Here is a 19,048-nt window from a genome sequence, read left to right on the forward strand (position 1 = left end):
TTCCTTCATGTGACTCTGATTCTCTCCCCGGGGAATCATCCCGGAGTGCGCGGGAGTTAGTCCCCGCAGTCCCAAACGTACGGGGCACAGGGCCCGGGTGCAAGGGTAAGGGCCATAAACCGCGGTTACCGCATGCCCTCACGGCGTATCGCGGTGGCAATAGCGGCCGCCCGCGTATCCACTCCGAGCTTTGCGTAGATGTGCGCCAGGTGGGTTTTGACGGTGGCCTCGGAGATGAAAAGCCGCCGCCCGAGTTCCCGGTTACTGAGGCCTTCAGTGAGCAAACTGAGCAATTCTGCCTCCCGGGGGGTGAGGACTTCTTCGGGGTTGCGCAGCTGCTGGAACAACCGCGAGGCCACCGGCGGGCTCATCACGCTCCTGCCCTGAACCGCGCCGCGGATGGCGGCAAAGATTTCCTCCGGGGCGGCGTCCTTCAACAGGTAGCCCATGGCGCCGGAATCGACTGCGCGGACAATATCGGCATCCGAGTCGTAGGTGGTGAAAACCAGGATTGCCTGCCCGCTGTTGAGATCCCGGATCCGCCTGATGGCCTCGATTCCATCCATGCCAGGGCCCATGGCAAGGTCCATCACCACCACAGCCGGGAGGTGCGCATGCACCAGCTGCAACGCTTCCTCTCCCGAGGATGCCTCCGCCACAACCGCCAGGTCAGGCTGGGTTCCCAGCAACGCGCGCAGCCCGCTCCTGACCACAAGGTGGTCGTCCACCAGCAGGACCGTGATGCTGCTCATGCGCCCTCCAACGGCAATTGCGCCGCCACGATGGTCCCCTCGCCAGGGGCACTTTGGATCGAGAATATGCCACCCAGCTGCTCCACCCGCTGCCGCATGGCCCGCAGGCCGTAACCTCCGGCCGTCGACGGCGGAGCTGCCGCCGCCGGATCAAAACCGGCGCCGTCGTCGTAGATGTCCAGGGTGACGGCGTCCGGCAGGAAGCCCACCGTCAGGGCAGCGACTGAAGCCGCAGCGTGCAGCGCGGTGTTGGAGGCCGCACTCTGCACCACCCGCAGCAGTGCGTGCCGGATGTCCGGTGAGACTTGCCTGGGGGCTCCTGTCACCACAAGGGTGGCTTCCGGCAGGTATTGCCGGGCAGCCAGCAGCAGCGCCTCCGGCAGCGGCGTTGATTCCAGCCCGGGGGAAGCAAGCTCGTGGACCAGGCTCCGGGTTTCCGCCAGGTTGGTGCGGAGCAGGCTGGTGGCCTGGTGGAGATCCTGCTGCGCGGCGCCACTTGGCCAACCACGCCCCGCGGCTTCGAGCAGGAGCAGGCTGCTGGCGAGCCCCTGGGTGACGGTGTCGTGGATTTCCCGGGACACCCGCTCCCGTTCGGCGATGGTGCCGGCACGGCGTTCACTGGCCGCCAGCTGGCCTTGGGCCTGGGTGACCTCCGCATGCAGGCGGCGCTGCTCCTCGGCGTCGTGCTGTATCCGGTCATAGATGAGCGTCAGCATGACGCCTACGGCCACAGGCCCCAACAGCATGGCAAGGTCCGTACCGTTGCCCAGCCGGAACAGGCCGGCCGCGGTTGCCAGGGTGATGCCGCCCGCCAGGACGTAGGACGCAGCACCGCGCAGGGCACTCCTGCACAGGAAGAAGAGGGCGAAGGAACACCAGGCGAAGCTCGGTGCTGCCACCACCAGGACCGCCCAGACAGCCACCAACGCGACCATCCACGGCGCGCTGTGCCGGTCCCGCAGCGAGAGCAGGGCCACGACGGCGTACAGCAGGCAGGCGGCGGCGGCGAGTCCCAGGACCAGGACGTTGTCGGAAGGGGAATGCCGCATGACATAGCGCACCACCGATGCCACCAGGAGCACCGCGAAGCCCAGATGGACGGCGGCCTCAATGCTGCCCAGGCGGCCCTTGGGGGTGGGCGGCACCGGACGGGACGCGCCCCCGGCGCCCCCGGCGGCAACGGCGGCCGCCAGGCCGGTGGCCGGGGTGGAATCTTTGGCAGGCATGCGGGATCCGGATCTCGTGGTGGGAAGCACTGCCTTCCATGCTAGGGCTCCACGCCTGCCGGGTTCCTCAGCCTTTTGGCTGATACGGCTGGCCTTTCGGGCCAGCAAGGGGCAGCCGAAGGCCCGATGCCACGCCAACCGCTGCCGAGAAGGATGGAAACCGGCAACAGCACACCTACCAACCCAAGGAACGCACCATGAAGAAATCCCACAAGGCACTCACAGCCGCCGCAGCCGCAGCAATCCTGGTCACGGCCGGAGCCACGGCAGCCGCCAACGCCGGCACTGGCCGCGTCAGCGGCACTGAAGCGCCCGCCGTCGTGCCCGCCGTTGACGTGCAGCCGGCGCCGGAGACTGTGGTTCAGCAGAACCGTATCTCCGCCACAGCCTCCGCCCAGGCCGTCGTCGCGGCACTCGCCAAGTGCCAGGCGGACAAACTGCCGTTCGTCACGGTGGCGCTCGTTGACCGCTTCGGCACCGTCCAGGCACTGCTGCGGGGAGACAATGCCGCGGCGCACACCATTGAGGCCGCCAAGGAAAAGGCCTACACCGCAGCAGCTTTCGGCACCCCCACCAGCGAGCTGGCCAAGCGCATCAATGGCAATGGCCCCTCGATCGCAGACTTGCCGGGCACCCTGTTCCTGGCAGGCGGAGTCCCGCTGAAGGTCAACGGCGTTTCCGTGGCCGGCATCGGTGTGGGCGGGGCGCCCGATGGTGCCCTTGACGAAGCGTGCGCCACTGCCGGCGCCGAGTCCATCGCAGGCACTGCGAAATAGGCTGCGGTCCGCCGTCGTGAAAGCAGCCCACGACGGCGGACCGGTCCCGTACAGCTACACGGCCTCCAGGATGCTGACGTAATTGGCGATGCCCACGCCGCCCATGTTCTGCACGGCTGCCCGGCGCGGAGCCGGGAGCTGCATGTCGCCCGCGGTGCCCGTGAGCTGCATGGCCGCCAGGACGTGCTGGGACACGCCGGTGGCACCCACAGGGTGGCCTTTGGACTTGAGGCCTCCTGAGATGTTGATGGGAAGTTTCCCGTCCTTGTAGACCAAGCCTTCCTGGAGCGCCCGGGCGCCCTGGCCGGGTTCGGTCAGGCCCATGGCCTCGTACATGAGCAGCTCAGCGATGGTGAAGCAGTCATGGACTTCGGCCAGGTCCAGGTCCTCAATCCCGACGCCGGCCATCGCCAGGGCACGCTGCCAGGACACCCGCGTGGCTTCGAACGCCGTCGGGTCCCTGCGCGCCGCGGGGAAGAAGTCGTTGGCCTGGCCAAAGCCGGCGAGCCGTACCGGTGCCGTGAGGCCTCCGGTTGGCGAAGTGGACAGCACGACGGCGGCGGCACCGTCGGACACGGGGGAACAGTCGGTCCGGCGCAGGGGATCGGCCACCATGGGGTTCTTGTCCGAGACGGTTTGGCAGAACTCCTCGCCGAGGTCCTTGCGGAGCTGGGCGTACGGGTTGTCCACGCCGTTGCGGTGGTTCTTGGCCGCGATGGTACCCAGGACGTCGCCCAGCTTCCCGTCAGCGTCGTAGCGTTTGGCGTAGTGCCTGGCCACTTCCGCGAAGAGTCCGGTGAACCCGGTGGTGGAGGGCCTGCCGGCCATGTCGTAGTCGGCGCCCAGCAGCCCGGCGCCCACCACATCAGCTCCCGCGTGGGTCATCTTTTCGGCGCCGATCACCAGGACCGTTTTGGCGGTTCCGGCGAGCAGTGCCTTGGTGCCCTGCTGGAAGGCAGCCGAGCCCGAGGCGCACGCGTTCTCCACGCGGGTGGACGGGACGTTGGCCAGGTCCGGTGACACCTGCAGCGCCAGGGAGGATGGAAACGCCAGCGGTATCATGCCGGAGTTGAACTGTCCCACGTAGATTTCATCGATCCGGGCCGGCTCAATCCCTGCGCTGCTGATGGCGTCCGTGGCCACCTGGACGATGAGGGATTCCAGGGTGTCGTCGGTGAGCTTCCCGAACCTGCTGTGACCCCAGCCGGTGATCAGGACATCCTTGCCGAACTGCTTTTTGAGGCTCATGCCGAGGCTCCTTCCAAGGTGGTGGCTGGATCGAGGGAGTGGGCGACCTCAAAGCCGGCTTCGGTCATTTCCCGGATGTCCTCCACGGTGACCCCCGGTGCCAGCCTGGTCAGCGTGAGCTGCCGCCCGCCGTCGTCCTTTTTGTGAAGGTCGAAGACGGCGAGGTCGCTGATGATCCGGTCCACGCAGCTGAGCCCGGTCAGCGGCAGCGTGCATTCGCGGACGATTTTGGCGGTGCCGTCCTTGGCGTTGTGTTCGGTGAGGACCACCACGCGCGGTGTTCCTGCCACCAGATCCATGGCACCGCCCATGCCTTTGACCATCTTCCCGGGGATGGTCCAGTTGGCCAGGTCGCCGTTGCCGGAGACCTGCATGGCGCCCAGGATGGCCACCTTGACGTGCCCGCCCCGGATCATGCCGAACGAGGTGGCGGAGTCGAAGATGCTGCCGCCCGGCAGGACCGTGACGGTCTGCTTGCCGGCGTTGATGAGGTCGGCGTCCTCCTCGCCCTCGTACGGGAACGGGCCCATGCCCAGCAGCCCGTTCTCGCTCTGCAGCACCACCCGCACGCCCTCAGGCAGGTTGTTCGCCACCAGCGTGGGGATGCCGATCCCCAGGTTTACGTAGTCGCCGTCGTTCAGTTCCTCGGCCGCAATCGCAGCCATTTCATCCCTGGTCCATCCCATGGGTTTTCTCCTTTGGTCGTCTTGGCTGTAATTCAGTTGGGTATTACCGGCGGCACGAACTCGAACGTCATTCCCAGCAGCCAGGCGAGCAGCAGGACCACCGGCAGGTGGAACAGGAACTGCTGGAACGTGAAGCCCACCAGGTCCCGGGCGCGCAGGCCCAAGACGGCCAGCAGCGGCAGCATGAAGAACGGGTTGATGAGGTTGGGCAGGGCCTCGGCCATGTTGTAGATCTGCACGGTCCAGCCGAGGTTCATGTTCACGTCGGTGGCGGACTGCATGACGTACGGTGCCTCCACCAGCCACTTTCCGCCGCCGGACGGAACGAACATGCCAAGGAGTGCCGTGTAGATGGCGATGATGACCGCGAACGCCCCGTTGCCGCCGATGCTGGTGAAGAAATGGGCCAGATGCTCCGAGACCGAGAGGCCGCCCGCGCCGGTGGCCTTGGTCAGGATGGCCGCCATCGCGGCATAGAGCGGGAACTGGACCAAAATGCCTGCGGTTGCGGGCACGGCCTTGGTCACGGACTGGAGGAATTTGCGCGGGGTTCCGTGCAGCACAAGCCCCAGCATCAGGAAGACCAGCAGGTAGCCGTTCAGTGAACTGACCACGCTGAGGATGGGCAGGGTCAGGAGTTGGGACACCAGCCACCCCAGCGTCAGAACCCCGGCCAGGACGGGGAGGACCCTGCTGTATTCGAGCCACTCGCCGGGGCGCGACTTTTCGGCCGGCGGTTCGGGCTGGTCATCAAGGTCGACGCCGAGGTCTGCCGCGGTTTTGACGGCGCCGCCCGTGGGGGCGGAGAAGTGGGCAATGACGGTGGTCAGCAGCATCAGGATGACCAGGGTCAGCAGGGACTGCCAGGTGAAGATGGTGGTGCCGAAGTCCAGGACGCCGGTGATCTTCAGCAGCGCCGGGGGAATGGAGGCCTTTGTGGCCTGGAGCTGGGCCGCGGAGGAGGACATGCCCAACGCCCAGACGGCGCCCAGCCCCATGAAGGCCGCTGCCCCGAGCGCCCGGTAATCGACGTGCAGATCCGCCCGGCGGGCCACGGCACGCGCCAGGAGGCCGCCGAAGATCAGGCTCAAACCCCAGTTCACGAACGACACCGACATGGACATCACGGCAACGAAGCTGACGGCGGCGCGCGCGGAGTTTGGCACCTGCGCCAGTCGGTCAATCAACCGGGCCACGGGCGGCGAGGTGGCCACCACGTAGCCGGTCAGCACCACCATGGCCATCTGCAAAGTGAAGGCGGTGAGGTCCCAGAAGCCGTTTCCGAAGGAGTCCACCACTGCCTTGGGAGAGGCGCCGATGGCGAGTGCTGCGATGGCCACCAGCAGCACGCCTGCCAGGGCGAAGATGTAAGCGTCCGGGAACCACTTCTGCGTCCATCCGGCCAGCTTTTCAGCCATCAGGGCCAAGCCCTTCTGGCGGACGTCCGGTTGGTCGAGCTGGCTGGTGGCCATGGCGGTGTTTCTCTCCATTGAGTGATGTTCTTCCGTTGTTGGGGTGGCCGGCGTCGGAGGCCGGTCAGGCGGAGACGAGGCCGGCGCGCTGCCGGACGGTCCGCTGCTCGATGTCCTTGACCCGGTCCGACGCCTGCACCAGCCGCTGGACGAAGACGCCGGGGGTCGCAACGTGGTTCGGGTCCAGCCGGCCGGGCTCCACGATCACTTCCGCCTCGGCGATGGTCAGTGTGCCGGCTGTGGCCACTACGGGGTTGAAGTTCCGGGCCGTGTAGCGGTAGATGAGGTTGCCGTCCGTGTCAGCGGTGTGGGCATGGACAAGCGCGACATCGGCCCGGATGGCCCGCTCCTGGACGTACGTTTCGCCGTCGAACACCTCGTGCGGTTTGCCTTCGGCAACCAGGGTGCCCACGCCGGTTTTGGTGTAGAAGGCAGGGATGCCGGCGCCGCCGGCGCGAAGCCGCTCGGCCAGGGTGCCCTGCGGAGTGAATTCCACCTCCAGCCTGCCGGCAAGGTACTGCTCGGCAAACAGCTTGTTCTCGCCGACGTAGGACGCGATGACCTTGCGGACCTGGCCCGCCTCGATCAGGATGCCCAGCCCCTTGCCGTCCACGCCCATGTTGTTGGACACCACGGTGAGGTCCCGGACGCCGGAATCACGCACAGCTTCGATCAGGTCGGCCGGAATGCCGCTCAGGCCAAATCCTCCTACGGCGAGGGTGATGCCGTCCTGCAGGGCCCCTTCCAGGGCGCTGGCGGCGGAAGCCTGGAGTTTCTTCATGTCGTCTCCTCGTTGAGCACGGTGGTGTCCACTAAGTGGATGCCGGGGATCTGAGTCTGGAGACTACGGGCGCATTATTGCGCCTGTCAAGGACCACGGCGTGGCCTATTTACAGTGTGGACAGTACGATGGCGTGTATCCATATTGTGGACATTAGGAGGGTTTATGGCCATGCAGGTGCAGGGCGCGCAGGTGGTAACGCGGATCGCCGGCCTGCTGCGGCTGGTGGGCAGGAGCTCGGAGGGAATGCCCCTGGTGGACCTCGTGCGGGAATCCGGCCTTACCCGTCCCACGGTCCACAGGCTCCTGACGTCCCTGGCCGCGGAAGGCCTGCTGGACCATGATCCCGTGACGGGGAACTGGGTGCTGGGCCCCGAGATCCTCCTGATGGGCTCGGTGGCTTCGGCGCGGTTTCCCCTGGAGGACATCGCCCGGCCCAGCCTCCGCCGGCTGGCGCAGGCCACGGGCGAGAGCGCCTTCTTCTCCATCCGCCGCGGCGCCGGGACGGTCTGCCTGCTGCGTGAGGAAGGCAGCTTCCCGGTCCGCTCCTTCGTCCTGCACGAGGGTGTCCGGTTCCCCCTTGGCGTCGCGTCGGCCGGGACGGCCATCATGGCCTTCCTGCCGGAAAGCGAGCAGGAGGAAATGCTGGGGCGCTGGAGCGAACACGCGGGCGAGTTCGCCGGGAACCATACTCCCGAACTGGTGCGGAAGAACCTGGCCCGCACCCGGCTGGCCGGCTATTCGGTGAACCCCGGCCTGGTCCTGGAGGGAAGCTGGGGGATGGGTGCGGCGGTGTTTGACCGCTCCGGGAAACCGGCTTGGGCATTGTCGTTGACGGGCATCGAACCACGCTTCAAGCCGGAACGGCAGGAGGAACTCGGCGGCCTCCTGATGGCGGAGGCGCACCGGATTACGCAGCAGCTTGGCGTGGGCGGCGACGCCGGGCGGCGGCCCCGCTGAGCCTCCCCGGCTCTGGCCGCGAACGACGACGGCGGGCGGCACCTTCCGGTGCCGCCCGCCGTCGTTCTCCCCGAAGACGTGCTCCCCAAAGGTGGGGAAGTCCGGCGAGGCTGCCTAGAGGCCCACGCGGGGCTCCTCGGGGCCCTGGTCCTTCCACCACGTGTCAAAGATGGTGACCGGCACGGTGCGCTTGTGGCGGGTCCGGAGGTACTTCTGTTCGATGGAATCGGCAACGGCGTCCGGAACCTCGCGGCCTTCGAGGTAGTCGTCGATCTGGTCGTAGCTGAGGCCCAGTTCGTCCTCATCGGTTCGGCCTGGCCGGTCATCGAGCAGGTCGGCGGTGGGTACCTTCTCCCAGACGCGCGCCGGCGCTCCAAGTTCAGCCAGCAGGGCGCGGTTCTGCCGCTTGTTGAGGCCGAACAGGGGCAGGATGTCCGCGCCGCCGTCGCCGTACTTGGTGAAGAAGCCGGTGACGGACTCGGCGCCGTGGTCGGTGCCAACCACCAGGTAGTTGTGCTCGCCCGCCAGCGCATACTGGGCGATCATCCGGGTGCGGGCCTTGGTGTTGCCCTTGTGGAAATCGGAGATCTCCGAGCCCACGGTCTTTTCGAACTCGTCTTCAAAACCGTCCACGGCGGCGGAGATGTTGAACGTCCATTCCGTCTTGGCCTTGATGAAGTCCAGGGCTGCCTGGGCATCTTCCTCGTCGTGCTGCACTCCGTAGGGAAGGCGGACGGCCACGAAATTGGCTTCCACGCCTTCGGCCTCAAGCTCATCCACCGCCAGTTGCGCAAGCTTGCCCGCCAGGGATGAATCCAGGCCACCGGAAATGCCCAGGACAAAGCCCTTGGTGTGGGTTGCCTTCAGGTATTCCTTGAGGAACGTGACGCGTTTGCGTACCTCCCCCGCGGGATCGATCCGGGGCTGAACGCCCATTTCTTCAATGATTTTGGCCTGGAGTTCGCGCATGTTGTCCAGCCTAGCCAGCACTGTCAACAACCCTCAACTGTTCCGGGCGGCCCCTGCGCGGCGTAGCGTAACTGCATGGAGCGGACAGGGTGTGCCGTGGTGGGCGGAGGCCCCGCGGGAATGATGCTGGGACTGCTGCTGGCCCGGGCCGGAGTGCAGGTGACCGTCCTGGAGAAGCACCGCGACTTCCTGCGCGACTTCCGCGGCGACACGGTGCATGCCTCCACCATCCGCCTGATCGACGAACTTGGCCTGGGCGCGGGATTCCGCAGCCTGCCCCAAAGCAGGCTGAACAACGTGGCTGTTCCGGTCCCCGGCGCCGGCCTGGTCACCCTGGCGGCCTTCGACTCTTTGAAGCCCCCGTACAACTACGTGGCCATGATGCCGCAGTGGGACTTCCTGGATTTCCTCGCCTCGGCGGCCGCTGCGGAACCGACGTTCAGCCTGCTTATGGAGAGCGAGGCCACCGGCCTGGAGTTCAACGGCGGCCGCGTCACCGGAGTGCGCTACAGGGCCACGGGCGGGGCCGGGCCGGGGGCGGAACACGTGCTGCATGCAGATGTGGTGGTGGCCGCGGACGGGCGCCATTCAGTGCTGCGGGAGGCGGCGGGAATGCGCACCAGGGAGTACCCGGTGCCGTTCGACACCTGGTGGTTCAGGCTCCCGCGCCACGCTTCCGAGCAGGGCGAAGTGGCGGGTGTGGTGCCGTCGCTGGGTGACGGGGACGCCATGATTGCCCTGAACCGCACCGACTACTACCAGCTGGGGTACCTCGCCCCCAAGGGCTCGGATGCCGGGATCAGGGCCGGCGGCGTGGAACGGTTCCGGCAGCGCGTGGCGGCACTTCGTCCGGATCTCGCCGACCGCGTCGACTCCATTCGCAGCCTGGACGACCTTCACTGGCTGGACGTTAAGCTGAACCGCCTGCAGCGCTGGTACACCGACGGATTCCTGTGCATCGGGGATGCAGCCCACGCGATGTCACCGGCCGGCGGCGTAGGCATCAACCTGGCCATCCAGGATGCAGTGGCGGCCGCCGAACGGTTGGCCCCGGACCTGCGGCGGGGCCACGTGCGGGCCAGGACCCTCGCGGCAATCCAGCGCCGCCGGCGCATGCCTACAGTGGTGGTCCAAAGCGTGCAGCGCATCCTGCACAGGGTGGTTTTTGTTCCGCTCTTCGCCGGGAGATTGTCCGGGGCGACCCTGGCCGGCGATGGTGCCCGGACTACGTTCTCCATCACGCGGATGGTCTTCTTCATGCTGCGCCACAACCCCGTGGTCAGGCGTGTCCTGCCGCGCGTCATCGCCTTCGGGCCCCGCCCCGAGCACGCGCCAGGCTTTGCCCGCCCACTCACCGTCCGCCCACCCACTAAACTTGAGCCCATGACTTCGCCCTCTGACACTGCGGTAGACACCGCAGCTGCCCGCGCCCGCCTGCTCGAACTCATCAAGGAACTCGCCGTGGTCCGCGGCAAGGTGATCCTCTCGAGTGGGGCCGAGGCTGACTACTACATCGACCTCCGCCGCATCACCCTGCACCACGAGGCCTCCAAGCTGGTGGGCCAGGTCATGCTCGCCCTGGCGGACGACGCCGGGATCGACTTTGAGTGCGCCGGCGGCCTCACCATGGGTGCTGACCCGGTGGGCACTGCAGTGATGCACGCTGCCGCTGATGCCGGCCGTGCCGTGGATGCTTTCGTGGTCCGCAAGGCCCAGAAGTCCTACGGCATGGGCCGCCAGGTGGAGGGCCCCTCCGTTGAAGGCCGCAAGGTGCTGGTCCTGGAGGACACCTCCACCACGGGCGGTTCCGCGCTGACGGCAGTGGAAGGCGTCCGGAAGGCCGGCGGCAACGTGGTTGCGGTGGCAGTGATCGTGGACCGTGACACCGGTGCCAAGGAAAAAATCGAAGCCGAGACCGGCGTTCCATACCTGTTTGCGTTCAGCAAGGACGAGCTGGGGCTGTCCTAGGTCCTGCTGCGGACCCGGGAAATCGCCTGGGAACAAGTATGCTGGCCGTTGGCCGGGCTGTTGGCGCTGCTTTATGATGTCCTTTAACACTTTTCAGTTGCTTGGAGATCATGCATTTGCTCCCCCCAGAACAGCCTTTGAGCGCAACCGACCAGGTCCAGAACCTCATCCTGGAAAGCGCTGATTTTGAGGACTTCCTCAACGAACTGGCCCGTTTCTCCGCCCACCAGATGGCAGGCGACGGTGACGACGCCCTGTGTGGCATCACCCTGCTCCGTGACCGCAAGGCGGCCACCATCGGGTGGAGCAGCGATTCGGCGCGGGAAGTGGACGAAATCCAGTACTCCTTGTCTCAGGGCCCCTGCCTGACTGCTGCGGAGGAGGAACGCGAAGTCCACGTTCCCGATCTGCTGGAGGAGAACCGGTGGGGTCCCGATTACGCAACGGCCGTTGCCGCCCATGGCCTGCGTTCGGTGCTTTCCCTCCCGTTCACCCTGCAGGGCGAGGCCAAGGCGGCCCTGAACCTCTATTCCGATGTTCCCCGGAAGTTCGAAGGACGGGCCACGGCAAGGGCCCGGGACTTCACCCGTGAAATTTCGCAGGCCCTGCGCCTTGCCGTCCGGTTCTCCCTGCATGCGGACAGCGCGTCGAACCTCCGGGCCACGCTGGAGTCCCGCACCATCATCGACATCGCCGTGGGCATTGTCATGGCCCAGAACCGCTGCAGCCAGGCGGCTGCCGTCGAAATCCTCACCGAGGCATCCAGCAACAGCAACACCAAGCTGCGGGACATCGCCAAGTCCCTGGTGGACTCAGTGGGCGGAGCCGGTGCCCGGACGCACTATGAGGAGCCGGGAAAGGTAATCCGCGCGGCCCGTTCCTAAGGGTTGGGTTGTGCAGGGGCTCCCGCGGAGGTTAGGCTTGCGGAGGTTGAGCCGTCGGCCATAGACCTCTTTTGGAGTACCTATGGACCGAGCATTAGACGCAGTTGTTAATTTTGATGTCCCTGCAGACATCGTCCGGATTGAAGTCCGGGGGAGCCTTGACAGCGGTTCCCGCCCCCACCTGGTCCACATCATCCGCCGTGTCCGGCGAATGGGCATCCGCTGCCATATTTGCGTTGACCTCTCAATGGCGGACCTGGTGGAGTCAACCGCGCTGGCCGGCCTGCGCAGCGACCTGAATGCGCTGGATGCCAACGCGCTGCCGGGAGCCTGTGGTGCAGGCGTTTCCCTGCAGCTGGTACCCGCTGCCCACAATGCTTCCTTGAACCGGCCATCCGGCGAGCAGCCACTTCCCCTGGACGGCGACGTCCGTGAGCTGTTCCCCGGAGGCCGCTTCGCCGGGGAGTATCCACACCTTCCTGTCATGTGGATCGAGGAGTTGTACGGGCCGCCCCTTACGGAATACTCCAACGAGGAGCTCCTTGCGGCCAGTGACGCGCTCTTCGCGCTGCTCGACAATCCAAACACCCAGGACAGTGCCGACCTGCTGGGCCGCTACAACGACATCGGCCTGGAGATCCATCGCCGCCGGCAGGAACCCACGTCCCCAATCCCCGCCGCGGAGGGCCAGGCCGCCTGCTGACCCCAGCGTCACCGAACGGTTACCCCCGCCCGTTGCGGCGGTACGTTTGGGTGGGTTTACGGTAGGAGTGTGCCGTATGAGGGGGAGGTAAGTCCGCAGGGCGGGCGCGGGGTTTCCCACGCCCGGCTGCTGGCGGAGGCGGCTGCGCTGAAGCGCTTTTCGCGGCGCACGTTCCTGGCGGGTGCAGGGGCGTCCGGGCTGCTGGCTGCCGACATGCTGGTGACCCGCGAGGTCCAGTCGCAGCGCCGGACCACCAGAATCCTCAGCGTTGCGGACGACTTCGCGGACGCCTATTACCCGGATGCCAGCTGGTTCCTGTTCCCGGGGTACAAGACCAGCTGGGAAGAGGCACAGTGGATCCTCAACACCCTGCGCGGGGCGCTGAACAAGCGCGCCCGGCTCGCCGCCGTCGGATATTCCAACCTGGGGCTGAACATCACGGAGGTGGTCAACGCGATCACCGACTACATTGCCGAAGAGAAGATCACCAAGCTCTTCTTCTACGGGCACAGCTTCGGCGGGATGCTGGCCACCCAGGTGGCTGCCCGACTCCTTGCCCTGCAGGGAGTCCAGGTGCAGTTCATCCTCCTGGACTCCAGTCCCTTCAGTGCGCACGACGTGCTGGACCAAAGCTGGTTCGACGGCGTGGTGTTCCTTTACGAGCGCGGCGTCAGGTTCCCGTCCACGCTGCGCGGTGGGTATGAGCTGGGTGAACGGATCATCCACAAGGACGAACGGAGCTGGCGGCAGGTCCTGGACCAGACCCTGGAGCAGCTGTCCCCGATCGCACCTTCCAGCGTCCTGATCCAGACCGAGTCCGCGTATATCTACCACTTCGAGGGAAGCCAGTTCGCCGGGAAGCTGGGCACGGCCAAGATGGCCTATATCGGGAACCCCAAGGACAGGACGGTCGACTACGAAACCGCGGCGGAAACCTGGGCCGTGGTCTTCAAGGACAACATGGTCTCAAGCAACCTGCAGACCACCGGCGCGGCACCCGCCCACGCCAGCCCCGGCTGGAATCCGCAGGTCTACCGGCCCCTGGTGACGGAACTGCTGGACGGGTTCTTCCCGCTGCCCCGGGGCGGCTCCCGGGTGAGCATCTTCTAGTCCTAGATCTGGTTCTTCAGGTCCGCCACGGAGTTCAGCACCTGGTTGGGGCGGAACGGATACGCGGCAATGTCATCCTTGTGCGTGATGCCGCTGAGGACCAAGACGGTGTGCAGGCCCGCTTCCATGCCGGCGATGATGTCCGTATCCATCCGGTCACCGATCATGGCGGTGGTCTCGGAGTGTGCATCGATCTGGTTCATCGCGGAGCGGAACATCATGGGATTCGGCTTGCCCACAATGTACGGCTCGCGGCCGGTGGCCTTGGTGATCAGGGCCGCGATGGCACCGGTGGCGGGCATGGGGCCGTCCTTGGAGGGGCCGGTGGCATCCGGGTTGGTGGCGATGAACCGGGCACCTGCAAGGATCAGCCGGATGGCCATGGTGATGGCTTCGAAAGAGTACGTGCGCGTCTCGCCAAGCACCACAAAGTCCGGGTTCTGGTCGGTGAGGATGAAGCCGGCCTCATGCAGCGCCGTCGTGAGCCCCGCCTCACCGATCGTGTAGGCGCGGTTGCCGGACTCTGAGCCCCGCACCTGGTCCTTGAGGAACTGCGCCGTGGCCAGCGCCGAAGTCCAGATGTTTTCCTCCGGAATTTCCAGGCCGGAGGAACGCAGGCGGGCGGCAAGGTCGCGCGGGGTGAAGATGGAGTTGTTGGTCAGCACCAGGAAGCGCTTGGACGTATCCACCCACCGCTGGATCAGTTCCGCGGCGCCGGGGATCGGCTGGTTCTCGTGGACCAGGACGCCGTCCATGTCCGTCAGCCAGCACTCGATCTCCTGGCCGCTGCGGTAAACCGCGGGGTTTGCTGCTACCTGGTCTTCTTCTGCCACGTTTACCTCCACCGGTGATGAATGCTCCAGTGCTCCAGTCTAGTGTTGAGGGGTGAACCAAACGCCCGGCCTGCCAGACGAACCCCGCCACGAGCCCGGGGAGGCCGAGCCCGCAAAGGCGGAGGTCGGCGTCGGGCCCTGGGAAGGCGAACTGCCCGAAGGCGACCACTGGGACCCTGACCTCCTTGCCGACGGGGACCGCCGCAACGTCCTGGACAAGTACCGCTACTGGAAGCACGAAGCGATCGTGGCGGAGCTCGATTCCCGGCGGCACAACTTCCACGTGGCCATCGAGAACTGGCAGCACGACCTGAACATCGGCACGGTGGTGCGCACCGCCAACGCCTTCCTCGCCAAAGAGGTGCACATCATCGGCCGGCGGCGATGGAACCGCCGCGGCGCCATGGTCACCGACCGCTACCAGCACGTCCGCCACCACCCCACGGTCGAGGACTTCGTCCAGTGGGCGCAGGGGGAGGGGCTGGCGATCATCGGCATCGATATCTTCCCGGACTCGGTTCCCCTGGAGACATACGAGCTGCCGCGCGACTGCGTGCTGGTCTTCGGACAGGAGGGCCCGGGCCTGACCCCCGAAGTCCACCAGGCCGCCGCCGCCACCCTGTCCATCGAGCAGTTCGGCTCCACCCGGTCCATCAACGCCGCCTCGGCAGCCGCCATCGCCATGCACGCCTGGATCCGGCGGCACGTGTTCAACCAGCACGTCTGAGTGTTACTGAGCGGTGACCCGAAACACCCTCGTGGTCCGGGAATGGCTAGGATGGTGCCTAGCCGTAAGCGGTCTACTTGAGGGTCTTCCACCCACAGACGAAACTCAGCAGAGGAGCCAGCATGCCCATTGCAACCCCAGAGATCTACTCCGAAATGATCGACCGCGCGAAGGCGGGCGGCTTCGCATACCCGGCCGTGAACGTCACGTCCTCGCAGACGCTCAACGCAGCGCTCCGCGGCTTCGCCGAGGCGGAGTCCGACGGCATCGTCCAGGTTTCCACCGGCGGTGCGGCCTACTGGTCCGGCGCATCCACCAAGGACATGGTTGCCGGTTCCCTGGGCTTCGCAGCCTTCGCCCGCGAAGTAGCCAAGAACTACGGCGTCAACGTCGCCCTGCACACTGACCACTGCCCCAAGGACAAGCTGGACGGTTTCGTCCTGCCCCTGCTGGCTGCTTCCGAGGCTGAGGTCAAGGCCGGCCGGAACCCGCTGTTCAACTCCCACATGTGGGACGGCTCCGCCGAGACCCTCCAGGAAAACCTGCGCATCGCCCGCGAACTGCTCGGCCGCACTGCTGCCGCCAAGATGATCCTCGAAGTGGAGATTGGCACCGTTGGCGGCGAGGAGGACGGCGTCGAAAACGCCATCAACGACAAGCTGTACACCACCGTTGAGGACGCCCTGGCCACCATCGATGCCCTGGGCTCCGGTGAAAACGGCCGCTACATCACGGCCCTGACCTTCGGCAACGTCCACGGCGTCTACAAGCCCGGCGGCGTCAAGCTCCGCCCGGAGATCCTCAAGGACATCCAGGCCCAGGTGGGCGCGAAGATCGGCAAGGACAACCCGTTCGACCTCGTGTTCCACGGCGGCTCCGGCTCCTCCGACCAGGAAATCGCCGACGCCGTCTCCTACGGCGTGATCAAGATGAACATCGACACCGACACCCAGTACGCCTACACGCGTCCGGTTGCTGACCACATGTTCAAGAACTACGACGGCGTCCTGAAGGTGGACGGCGAAGTGGGCAACAAGAAGACCTACGACCCCCGCGTCTGGGGCGCCTCCGCCGAAGCCGGCCTGGCGGCCCGCGTGGTGGAAGCCACCAAGCAGCTCGGTTCGGCCGGAAAGACCTTCTAGATGTCGGACGAGTTCCGCCGGAACCTGATGGGGCCGGAGCCCACTCTCCTGCCTGCCGAAACCGAGGTGAACGCGCAGCTTGAGGCCGGCCAGGAGGCCCTGGACCTGGTGGCGAAGCACCCAACGTCCTCGCTCCTGTGGGCCGTCCTGGCTGAGGAGGCGTGGACGGAAGGCCGCACCATCGACTCCTACGCCTATGCCCGGGTGGGTTACCACCGCGGACTGGATGCGCTGCGCCGCAACGGCTGGCGCGGCGTGGGGCCCATCCCCTGGGAGCATGAGCCAAACCGCGGGTTCCTGCGGGCCCTCTACTCCCTGGGCCGGGCCTCGTCGGCCATCGGCGAGGCTGAAGAGCCGGAGCGGATCGAGAAGTTCCTGAACGATTCCGACCCCACGGCAAAGGCAGCCATCGAGGGCGAATAACTCCCTGGGCCCACGCCCGCACTGTTTCCTGGTGCAGAGTGCCAGGGAGGGGTTCGGGCTGGGAACGACGGCGGGCGGTCACCTTTCAATGAGAAGGTGACCGCCCGCCGTCGTATCCGGCCTGGAATGCGCCGTCCCTCATTTCGGTTAAAAGAATCGAAGGGCCAGGGGAAGAAAGGAGGAGCTGCGCGAAGCGTGGGAAAGCAGGAGAAAGCGCGTCTCAGGTTCTGTGACTACTACTCGTGGATGTCGTACGCCGACTTCACCACCTGGGTTGAAGCCGAAGACGAATCGGCACCGGGAATTTCGTTTACCGAGTCCGATGCCACAGGCTGAGCGGCGCAGGACTTAAGGTTTGGCAATACCCGTGCGGGCCATGGCGTCTGCATAGGCAGTGCGCATGTCCTCCAGGTACTCCTCCTGGCGGGCCGGGGAACCGGCGAAGGCGCGGCCGCTCAGCGAGCGGACCTTGTAGGTCTTCAGGCCGCGGCGCCAGAGGAGGGGCACCTCGGTCTTCAACAGCAGGTTGGCCAGGCGGTTGGCTTCGGTGCCATGCGCCACGATCACCGAGGCGCGGGGGACCAGGGCCAGGAACTTCAGCAGGGGCTTCAGGCCTGACTGGATCTGGTCCGGAGTGAACTTGCCGTTGGGTTCGCCCGGGACGTGCCAAGGGCGGACGTTCCACGGCATGACGAACTCCGGGCGCAGGCCAAGCTTCCACTGGATCCCCAGCATGCGGGTAACAGCGTCCTGGTCGCCGGGGGTGATGAACCCGGACGGATCCACCTCGCCGATGTTGGAGAACAGGCTGATGATGCGGCATTCCTCCACGTCGTGCATGGGGTCCACGTAGGGCACCACGGTTCCGGGCTTGGCCTCCTGCAGGGAATCACACAGTTCGTTGACGGCGGCAACGCTGGGTTCGTAGCGGCGGCTCATGAGCTGTTCGTGGAATGTTTCGGGTGCCAGGGCTGTCATGAAGTGCTGGATCTCCTGCGGGGATTGGCGTTGCTGCCGCCACGGACATGGGCGCACGGCGGCACGGCACATCAGTGGCGGTTGATTGGGGTGGACCAACTCCTGGTCGGCCTACTCCAGTTTAGCAAGCCCAGGCAAGCGAAACGCCGGCCGCCCCTTCCGGTGATGGAAGGCACAGCCGGCGCGTCGGTGCGGGAGCGGCTAGAAGAGGCGCTTCGAGGCGCGGCGGGCACCCTCACCCAGTGCCTCCAGCTTGGCGAAGGCGATCTGCGGGTGCACCCTGCCGCCCAGGCCACAGTCGGTGGAGGCAATGACGTTCCCGCGGCCCACGAGGTCCGCAAAGCGGACGATCCGGTCCGCCACCAGGTCCGGGTGCTCCACCACATTGGTGGCATGCGAAACAACGCCCGGGATGATCACCCTGCCCTCGGGGAGCTTTGTGTCCTCCCACACCCGCCATTCGTGTTCGTGGCGGACGTTTGCCGCTTCAAAGGAATAGGCGCCGGCGTTGACCTGAAGCACAGAGCCGATGATGTCGGCGAACGGGATGTCCGTGGTGTGTGGGCCGTGCCAGGATCCCCAGCACACGTGCAGCCGGATCTGTTCCTGCGGCAGGCCGCGCAGCGCCCAGTTGGTCGCTTCGACGCGCAGCTGGATGAACTTCAGGTAATCGTCCAGGGATGGCTCGGGATTGATCTGGTCCCAGCTTTCGGCCAGGGACGGATCATCGAGCTGCACCGTAAGGCCGGCCTCGATGATGGCCTTGTATTCCTCCCGCATGGCATCAGCGCAGGCGTAGACGAGTTCCTCGTCGTTCTTGTAGTAGTCGTTGGCTACCCGCGCGCATGAGCCGGGGGAGAGGGAGGCCACGAAGCCATCCGTGAGGCCTGCGGCGGCGAGCCCGGTCTTCAGGTTCCGGATGTCCGAGGCCACCAGGTCCTGGCCCGTGTAGGTCAGCGGTCCGGCGATCTTGGGCTGGGCAACGCTCTTGCGGTGGGTGAGGATGCCGGATGCGGGATCGCTGTAGGCCTCGTTGAAGGCCTGCCGGTCGCGCCGGTCCGGGAACGAGGTCAGGACAACGTTGCCGGGGGACGAGCGGCGGACGCCGGACTCGGCCCAGCGGTCCACGGTGGTTGGCTCAAGGCCCCCGAGCCGGGCGAAGGAGTAATTCCACCACGCCCCGTAATCCACCGAGCTGGACATGGTGTGCCCGTACTCGCCGTCGTTGGGGATGTCGATGCCAAGGTCCTTCTGGCGCTGCACCACGTCCACTACGGAGGCTTCGAGGAGTTCCAGGAATTCCGGCGTGATGCCGTCGGCTTCCTTGGCGGCGTTGGCCGCAATGAGTTCAGGGGTGCGGGGCAATGAACCGGCGTGGGTCACGCGGATATGGTCGGTGTTCTGGGACAT

General features: G+C 66.2%; 20 protein-coding genes and 1 pseudogene. 11 read left to right on the forward strand and 10 right to left on the reverse strand.

Annotation, left to right across the window (positions count from 1 at the left end; all coding sequences use genetic code 11):
- Positions 1-125 precede the first annotated feature (125 nt).
- Complete coding sequence (locus FB478_RS17650) at positions 126-752, reverse strand: response regulator transcription factor (RefSeq protein WP_056392244.1); 627 nt, start codon at positions 750-752, stop codon at positions 126-128.
- Positions 749-1,978, reverse strand: a complete 1,230-nt coding sequence (locus FB478_RS17655; protein ID WP_186447832.1) for a sensor histidine kinase — start codon at positions 1,976-1,978, stop codon at positions 749-751. Before FB478_RS17655 ends, FB478_RS17650 begins: the two co-directional genes overlap by 4 nt.
- Positions 1,979-2,175: 197 nt before the next feature.
- Between FB478_RS17655 and FB478_RS17660 the strand changes: the two genes are divergently transcribed.
- Positions 2,176-2,754, forward strand: a complete 579-nt coding sequence (locus FB478_RS17660) for a heme-binding protein (protein ID WP_056392243.1) — start codon at positions 2,176-2,178, stop codon at positions 2,752-2,754.
- 54 nt (positions 2,755-2,808) lie between these two features.
- On the opposite strand, the gene FB478_RS17665 is transcribed toward FB478_RS17660, so the two are convergent.
- Genes FB478_RS17665 through FB478_RS17680 form a run of 4 tightly spaced genes read right to left on the reverse strand, consistent with a single transcriptional unit; the run spans position 2,809 to position 6,941 of the window.
- The gene (locus FB478_RS17665; protein WP_144601206.1) at positions 2,809-4,002 is read right to left on the reverse strand and encodes an acetyl-CoA acetyltransferase; all 1,194 of its coding nucleotides are present in this window, start codon (positions 4,000-4,002) and stop codon (positions 2,809-2,811) included.
- Complete coding sequence (locus FB478_RS17670; protein ID WP_018771682.1) at positions 3,999-4,688, reverse strand: CoA transferase subunit B; 690 nt, start codon at positions 4,686-4,688, stop codon at positions 3,999-4,001. The genes FB478_RS17665 and FB478_RS17670 overlap by 4 nt, the downstream gene beginning before the upstream one ends.
- Before the next feature lie 32 nt (positions 4,689-4,720).
- Entirely contained in the window at positions 4,721-6,178 is a 1,458-nt protein-coding gene (locus FB478_RS17675; RefSeq protein WP_235509820.1) for a short-chain fatty acid transporter, read from the reverse strand.
- A 46-nt stretch (positions 6,179-6,224) separates the two neighbouring features.
- Positions 6,225-6,941, reverse strand: a complete 717-nt coding sequence (locus FB478_RS17680; protein WP_018771680.1) for a CoA transferase subunit A — start codon at positions 6,939-6,941, stop codon at positions 6,225-6,227.
- 165 nt (positions 6,942-7,106) lie between these two features.
- Between FB478_RS17680 and FB478_RS17685 the strand changes: the two genes are divergently transcribed.
- Positions 7,107-7,901, forward strand: a complete 795-nt coding sequence (locus FB478_RS17685) for an IclR family transcriptional regulator (protein ID WP_018771679.1) — start codon at positions 7,107-7,109, stop codon at positions 7,899-7,901.
- A gap of 114 nt (positions 7,902-8,015) precedes the next feature.
- Here FB478_RS17685 and nadE read toward each other — a convergent pair whose 3' ends face one another.
- Positions 8,016-8,870: an ammonia-dependent NAD(+) synthetase gene (gene nadE / locus FB478_RS17690; protein ID WP_018772237.1), complete on the reverse strand. Its 855-nt coding sequence runs from the start codon at positions 8,868-8,870 to the stop codon at positions 8,016-8,018.
- Between the two features lie 75 nt (positions 8,871-8,945).
- Here nadE and FB478_RS17695 point away from each other — a divergent pair.
- The 5 genes and pseudogenes from FB478_RS17695 to FB478_RS17710 all read left to right on the forward strand — a co-directional run.
- Positions 8,946-10,205 (forward strand): annotated as a pseudogene (locus tag FB478_RS17695) (FAD-dependent oxidoreductase); the annotation flags it as partial.
- A 48-nt stretch (positions 10,206-10,253) separates the two neighbouring features.
- Positions 10,254-10,838 carry an orotate phosphoribosyltransferase gene (gene pyrE / locus FB478_RS21250; protein WP_196804802.1) on the forward strand — a complete coding sequence of 195 codons (585 nt, stop codon included), beginning with the start codon at positions 10,254-10,256 and terminating at the stop codon, positions 10,836-10,838.
- Between the two features lie 110 nt (positions 10,839-10,948).
- Complete coding sequence (locus FB478_RS17700) at positions 10,949-11,722, forward strand: GAF and ANTAR domain-containing protein (RefSeq protein WP_056392235.1); 774 nt, start codon at positions 10,949-10,951, stop codon at positions 11,720-11,722.
- Between the two features lie 82 nt (positions 11,723-11,804).
- The gene (locus FB478_RS17705) at positions 11,805-12,425 is read left to right on the forward strand and encodes a hypothetical protein (protein ID WP_026266219.1); all 621 of its coding nucleotides are present in this window, start codon (positions 11,805-11,807) and stop codon (positions 12,423-12,425) included.
- A gap of 69 nt (positions 12,426-12,494) precedes the next feature.
- Positions 12,495-13,535, forward strand: a complete 1,041-nt coding sequence (locus FB478_RS17710; protein WP_056392232.1) for a thioesterase domain-containing protein — start codon at positions 12,495-12,497, stop codon at positions 13,533-13,535.
- Between the two features lie 2 nt (positions 13,536-13,537).
- Here the strand turns inward: FB478_RS17710 and FB478_RS17715 are convergent, their stop codons facing one another.
- A complete protein-coding gene (locus tag FB478_RS17715; RefSeq protein WP_018772231.1) occupies positions 13,538-14,380 on the reverse strand; it encodes an HAD-IIA family hydrolase in 843 nt (280 codons plus the stop codon).
- A gap of 40 nt (positions 14,381-14,420) precedes the next feature.
- Between FB478_RS17715 and FB478_RS17720 the strand changes: the two genes are divergently transcribed.
- The 4 genes from FB478_RS17720 to FB478_RS21180 all read left to right on the forward strand — a co-directional run bounded on the left by FB478_RS17720 (position 14,421) and on the right by FB478_RS21180 (position 16,996).
- Complete coding sequence (locus FB478_RS17720; RefSeq protein WP_018772230.1) at positions 14,421-15,095, forward strand: TrmH family RNA methyltransferase; 675 nt, start codon at positions 14,421-14,423, stop codon at positions 15,093-15,095.
- A 122-nt stretch (positions 15,096-15,217) separates the two neighbouring features.
- A complete protein-coding gene (gene fbaA / locus FB478_RS17725) occupies positions 15,218-16,237 on the forward strand; it encodes a class II fructose-bisphosphate aldolase (RefSeq protein WP_018772229.1) in 1,020 nt (339 codons plus the stop codon).
- On the forward strand, positions 16,238-16,660 hold the full coding sequence (locus FB478_RS17730) for a DUF3151 domain-containing protein (protein WP_018772228.1): 423 nt from the start codon (positions 16,238-16,240) through the stop codon (positions 16,658-16,660).
- Positions 16,661-16,855: 195 nt separating this feature from the next.
- The gene (locus tag FB478_RS21180; protein ID WP_166673119.1) at positions 16,856-16,996 is read left to right on the forward strand and encodes a hypothetical protein; all 141 of its coding nucleotides are present in this window, start codon (positions 16,856-16,858) and stop codon (positions 16,994-16,996) included.
- A 12-nt stretch (positions 16,997-17,008) separates the two neighbouring features.
- Here FB478_RS21180 and FB478_RS17735 read toward each other — a convergent pair whose 3' ends face one another.
- The gene (locus FB478_RS17735; protein WP_056392231.1) at positions 17,009-17,638 is read right to left on the reverse strand and encodes a uracil-DNA glycosylase; all 630 of its coding nucleotides are present in this window, start codon (positions 17,636-17,638) and stop codon (positions 17,009-17,011) included.
- A gap of 201 nt (positions 17,639-17,839) precedes the next feature.
- A complete protein-coding gene (locus FB478_RS17740; protein WP_144601207.1) occupies positions 17,840-19,048 on the reverse strand; it encodes a cobalamin-independent methionine synthase II family protein in 1,209 nt (402 codons plus the stop codon).

Source organism: Arthrobacter sp. AG367 (genome assembly GCF_007828995.1).
GTDB lineage: Bacteria > Actinomycetota > Actinomycetes > Actinomycetales > Micrococcaceae > Arthrobacter.

Excerpts from the sequence above, each read along its gene's own strand:
- FB478_RS17650 (WP_056392244.1), bottom strand. The coding sequence starts at position 752 with ATGAGCAGCATCACGGTCCTGCTGGTGGACGACCACCTTGTGGTCAGG.
- FB478_RS17655 (WP_186447832.1), bottom strand. The coding sequence starts at position 1,978 with ATGCCTGCCAAAGATTCCACCCCGGCCACCGGCCTGGCGGCCGCCGTT.
- FB478_RS17660 (WP_056392243.1), top strand. The coding sequence starts at position 2,176 with ATGAAGAAATCCCACAAGGCACTCACAGCCGCCGCAGCCGCAGCAATC.
- FB478_RS17665 (WP_144601206.1), bottom strand. The coding sequence starts at position 4,002 with ATGAGCCTCAAAAAGCAGTTCGGCAAGGATGTCCTGATCACCGGCTGG.
- FB478_RS17670 (WP_018771682.1), bottom strand. The coding sequence starts at position 4,688 with ATGGGATGGACCAGGGATGAAATGGCTGCGATTGCGGCCGAGGAACTG.
- FB478_RS17675 (WP_235509820.1), bottom strand. The coding sequence starts at position 6,178 with ATGGAGAGAAACACCGCCATGGCCACCAGCCAGCTCGACCAACCGGAC.
- FB478_RS17680 (WP_018771680.1), bottom strand. The coding sequence starts at position 6,941 with ATGAAGAAACTCCAGGCTTCCGCCGCCAGCGCCCTGGAAGGGGCCCTG.
- FB478_RS17685 (WP_018771679.1), top strand. The coding sequence starts at position 7,107 with ATGGCCATGCAGGTGCAGGGCGCGCAGGTGGTAACGCGGATCGCCGGC.
- nadE (WP_018772237.1), bottom strand. The coding sequence starts at position 8,870 with ATGCGCGAACTCCAGGCCAAAATCATTGAAGAAATGGGCGTTCAGCCC.
- pyrE (WP_196804802.1), top strand. The coding sequence starts at position 10,254 with ATGACTTCGCCCTCTGACACTGCGGTAGACACCGCAGCTGCCCGCGCC.
- FB478_RS17700 (WP_056392235.1), top strand. The coding sequence starts at position 10,949 with ATGCATTTGCTCCCCCCAGAACAGCCTTTGAGCGCAACCGACCAGGTC.
- FB478_RS17705 (WP_026266219.1), top strand. The coding sequence starts at position 11,805 with ATGGACCGAGCATTAGACGCAGTTGTTAATTTTGATGTCCCTGCAGAC.
- fbaA (WP_018772229.1), top strand. The coding sequence starts at position 15,218 with ATGCCCATTGCAACCCCAGAGATCTACTCCGAAATGATCGACCGCGCG.
- FB478_RS17730 (WP_018772228.1), top strand. The coding sequence starts at position 16,238 with ATGTCGGACGAGTTCCGCCGGAACCTGATGGGGCCGGAGCCCACTCTC.
- FB478_RS17735 (WP_056392231.1), bottom strand. The coding sequence starts at position 17,638 with ATGACAGCCCTGGCACCCGAAACATTCCACGAACAGCTCATGAGCCGC.
- FB478_RS17740 (WP_144601207.1), bottom strand. The coding sequence starts at position 19,048 with ATGTCCCAGAACACCGACCATATCCGCGTGACCCACGCCGGTTCATTG.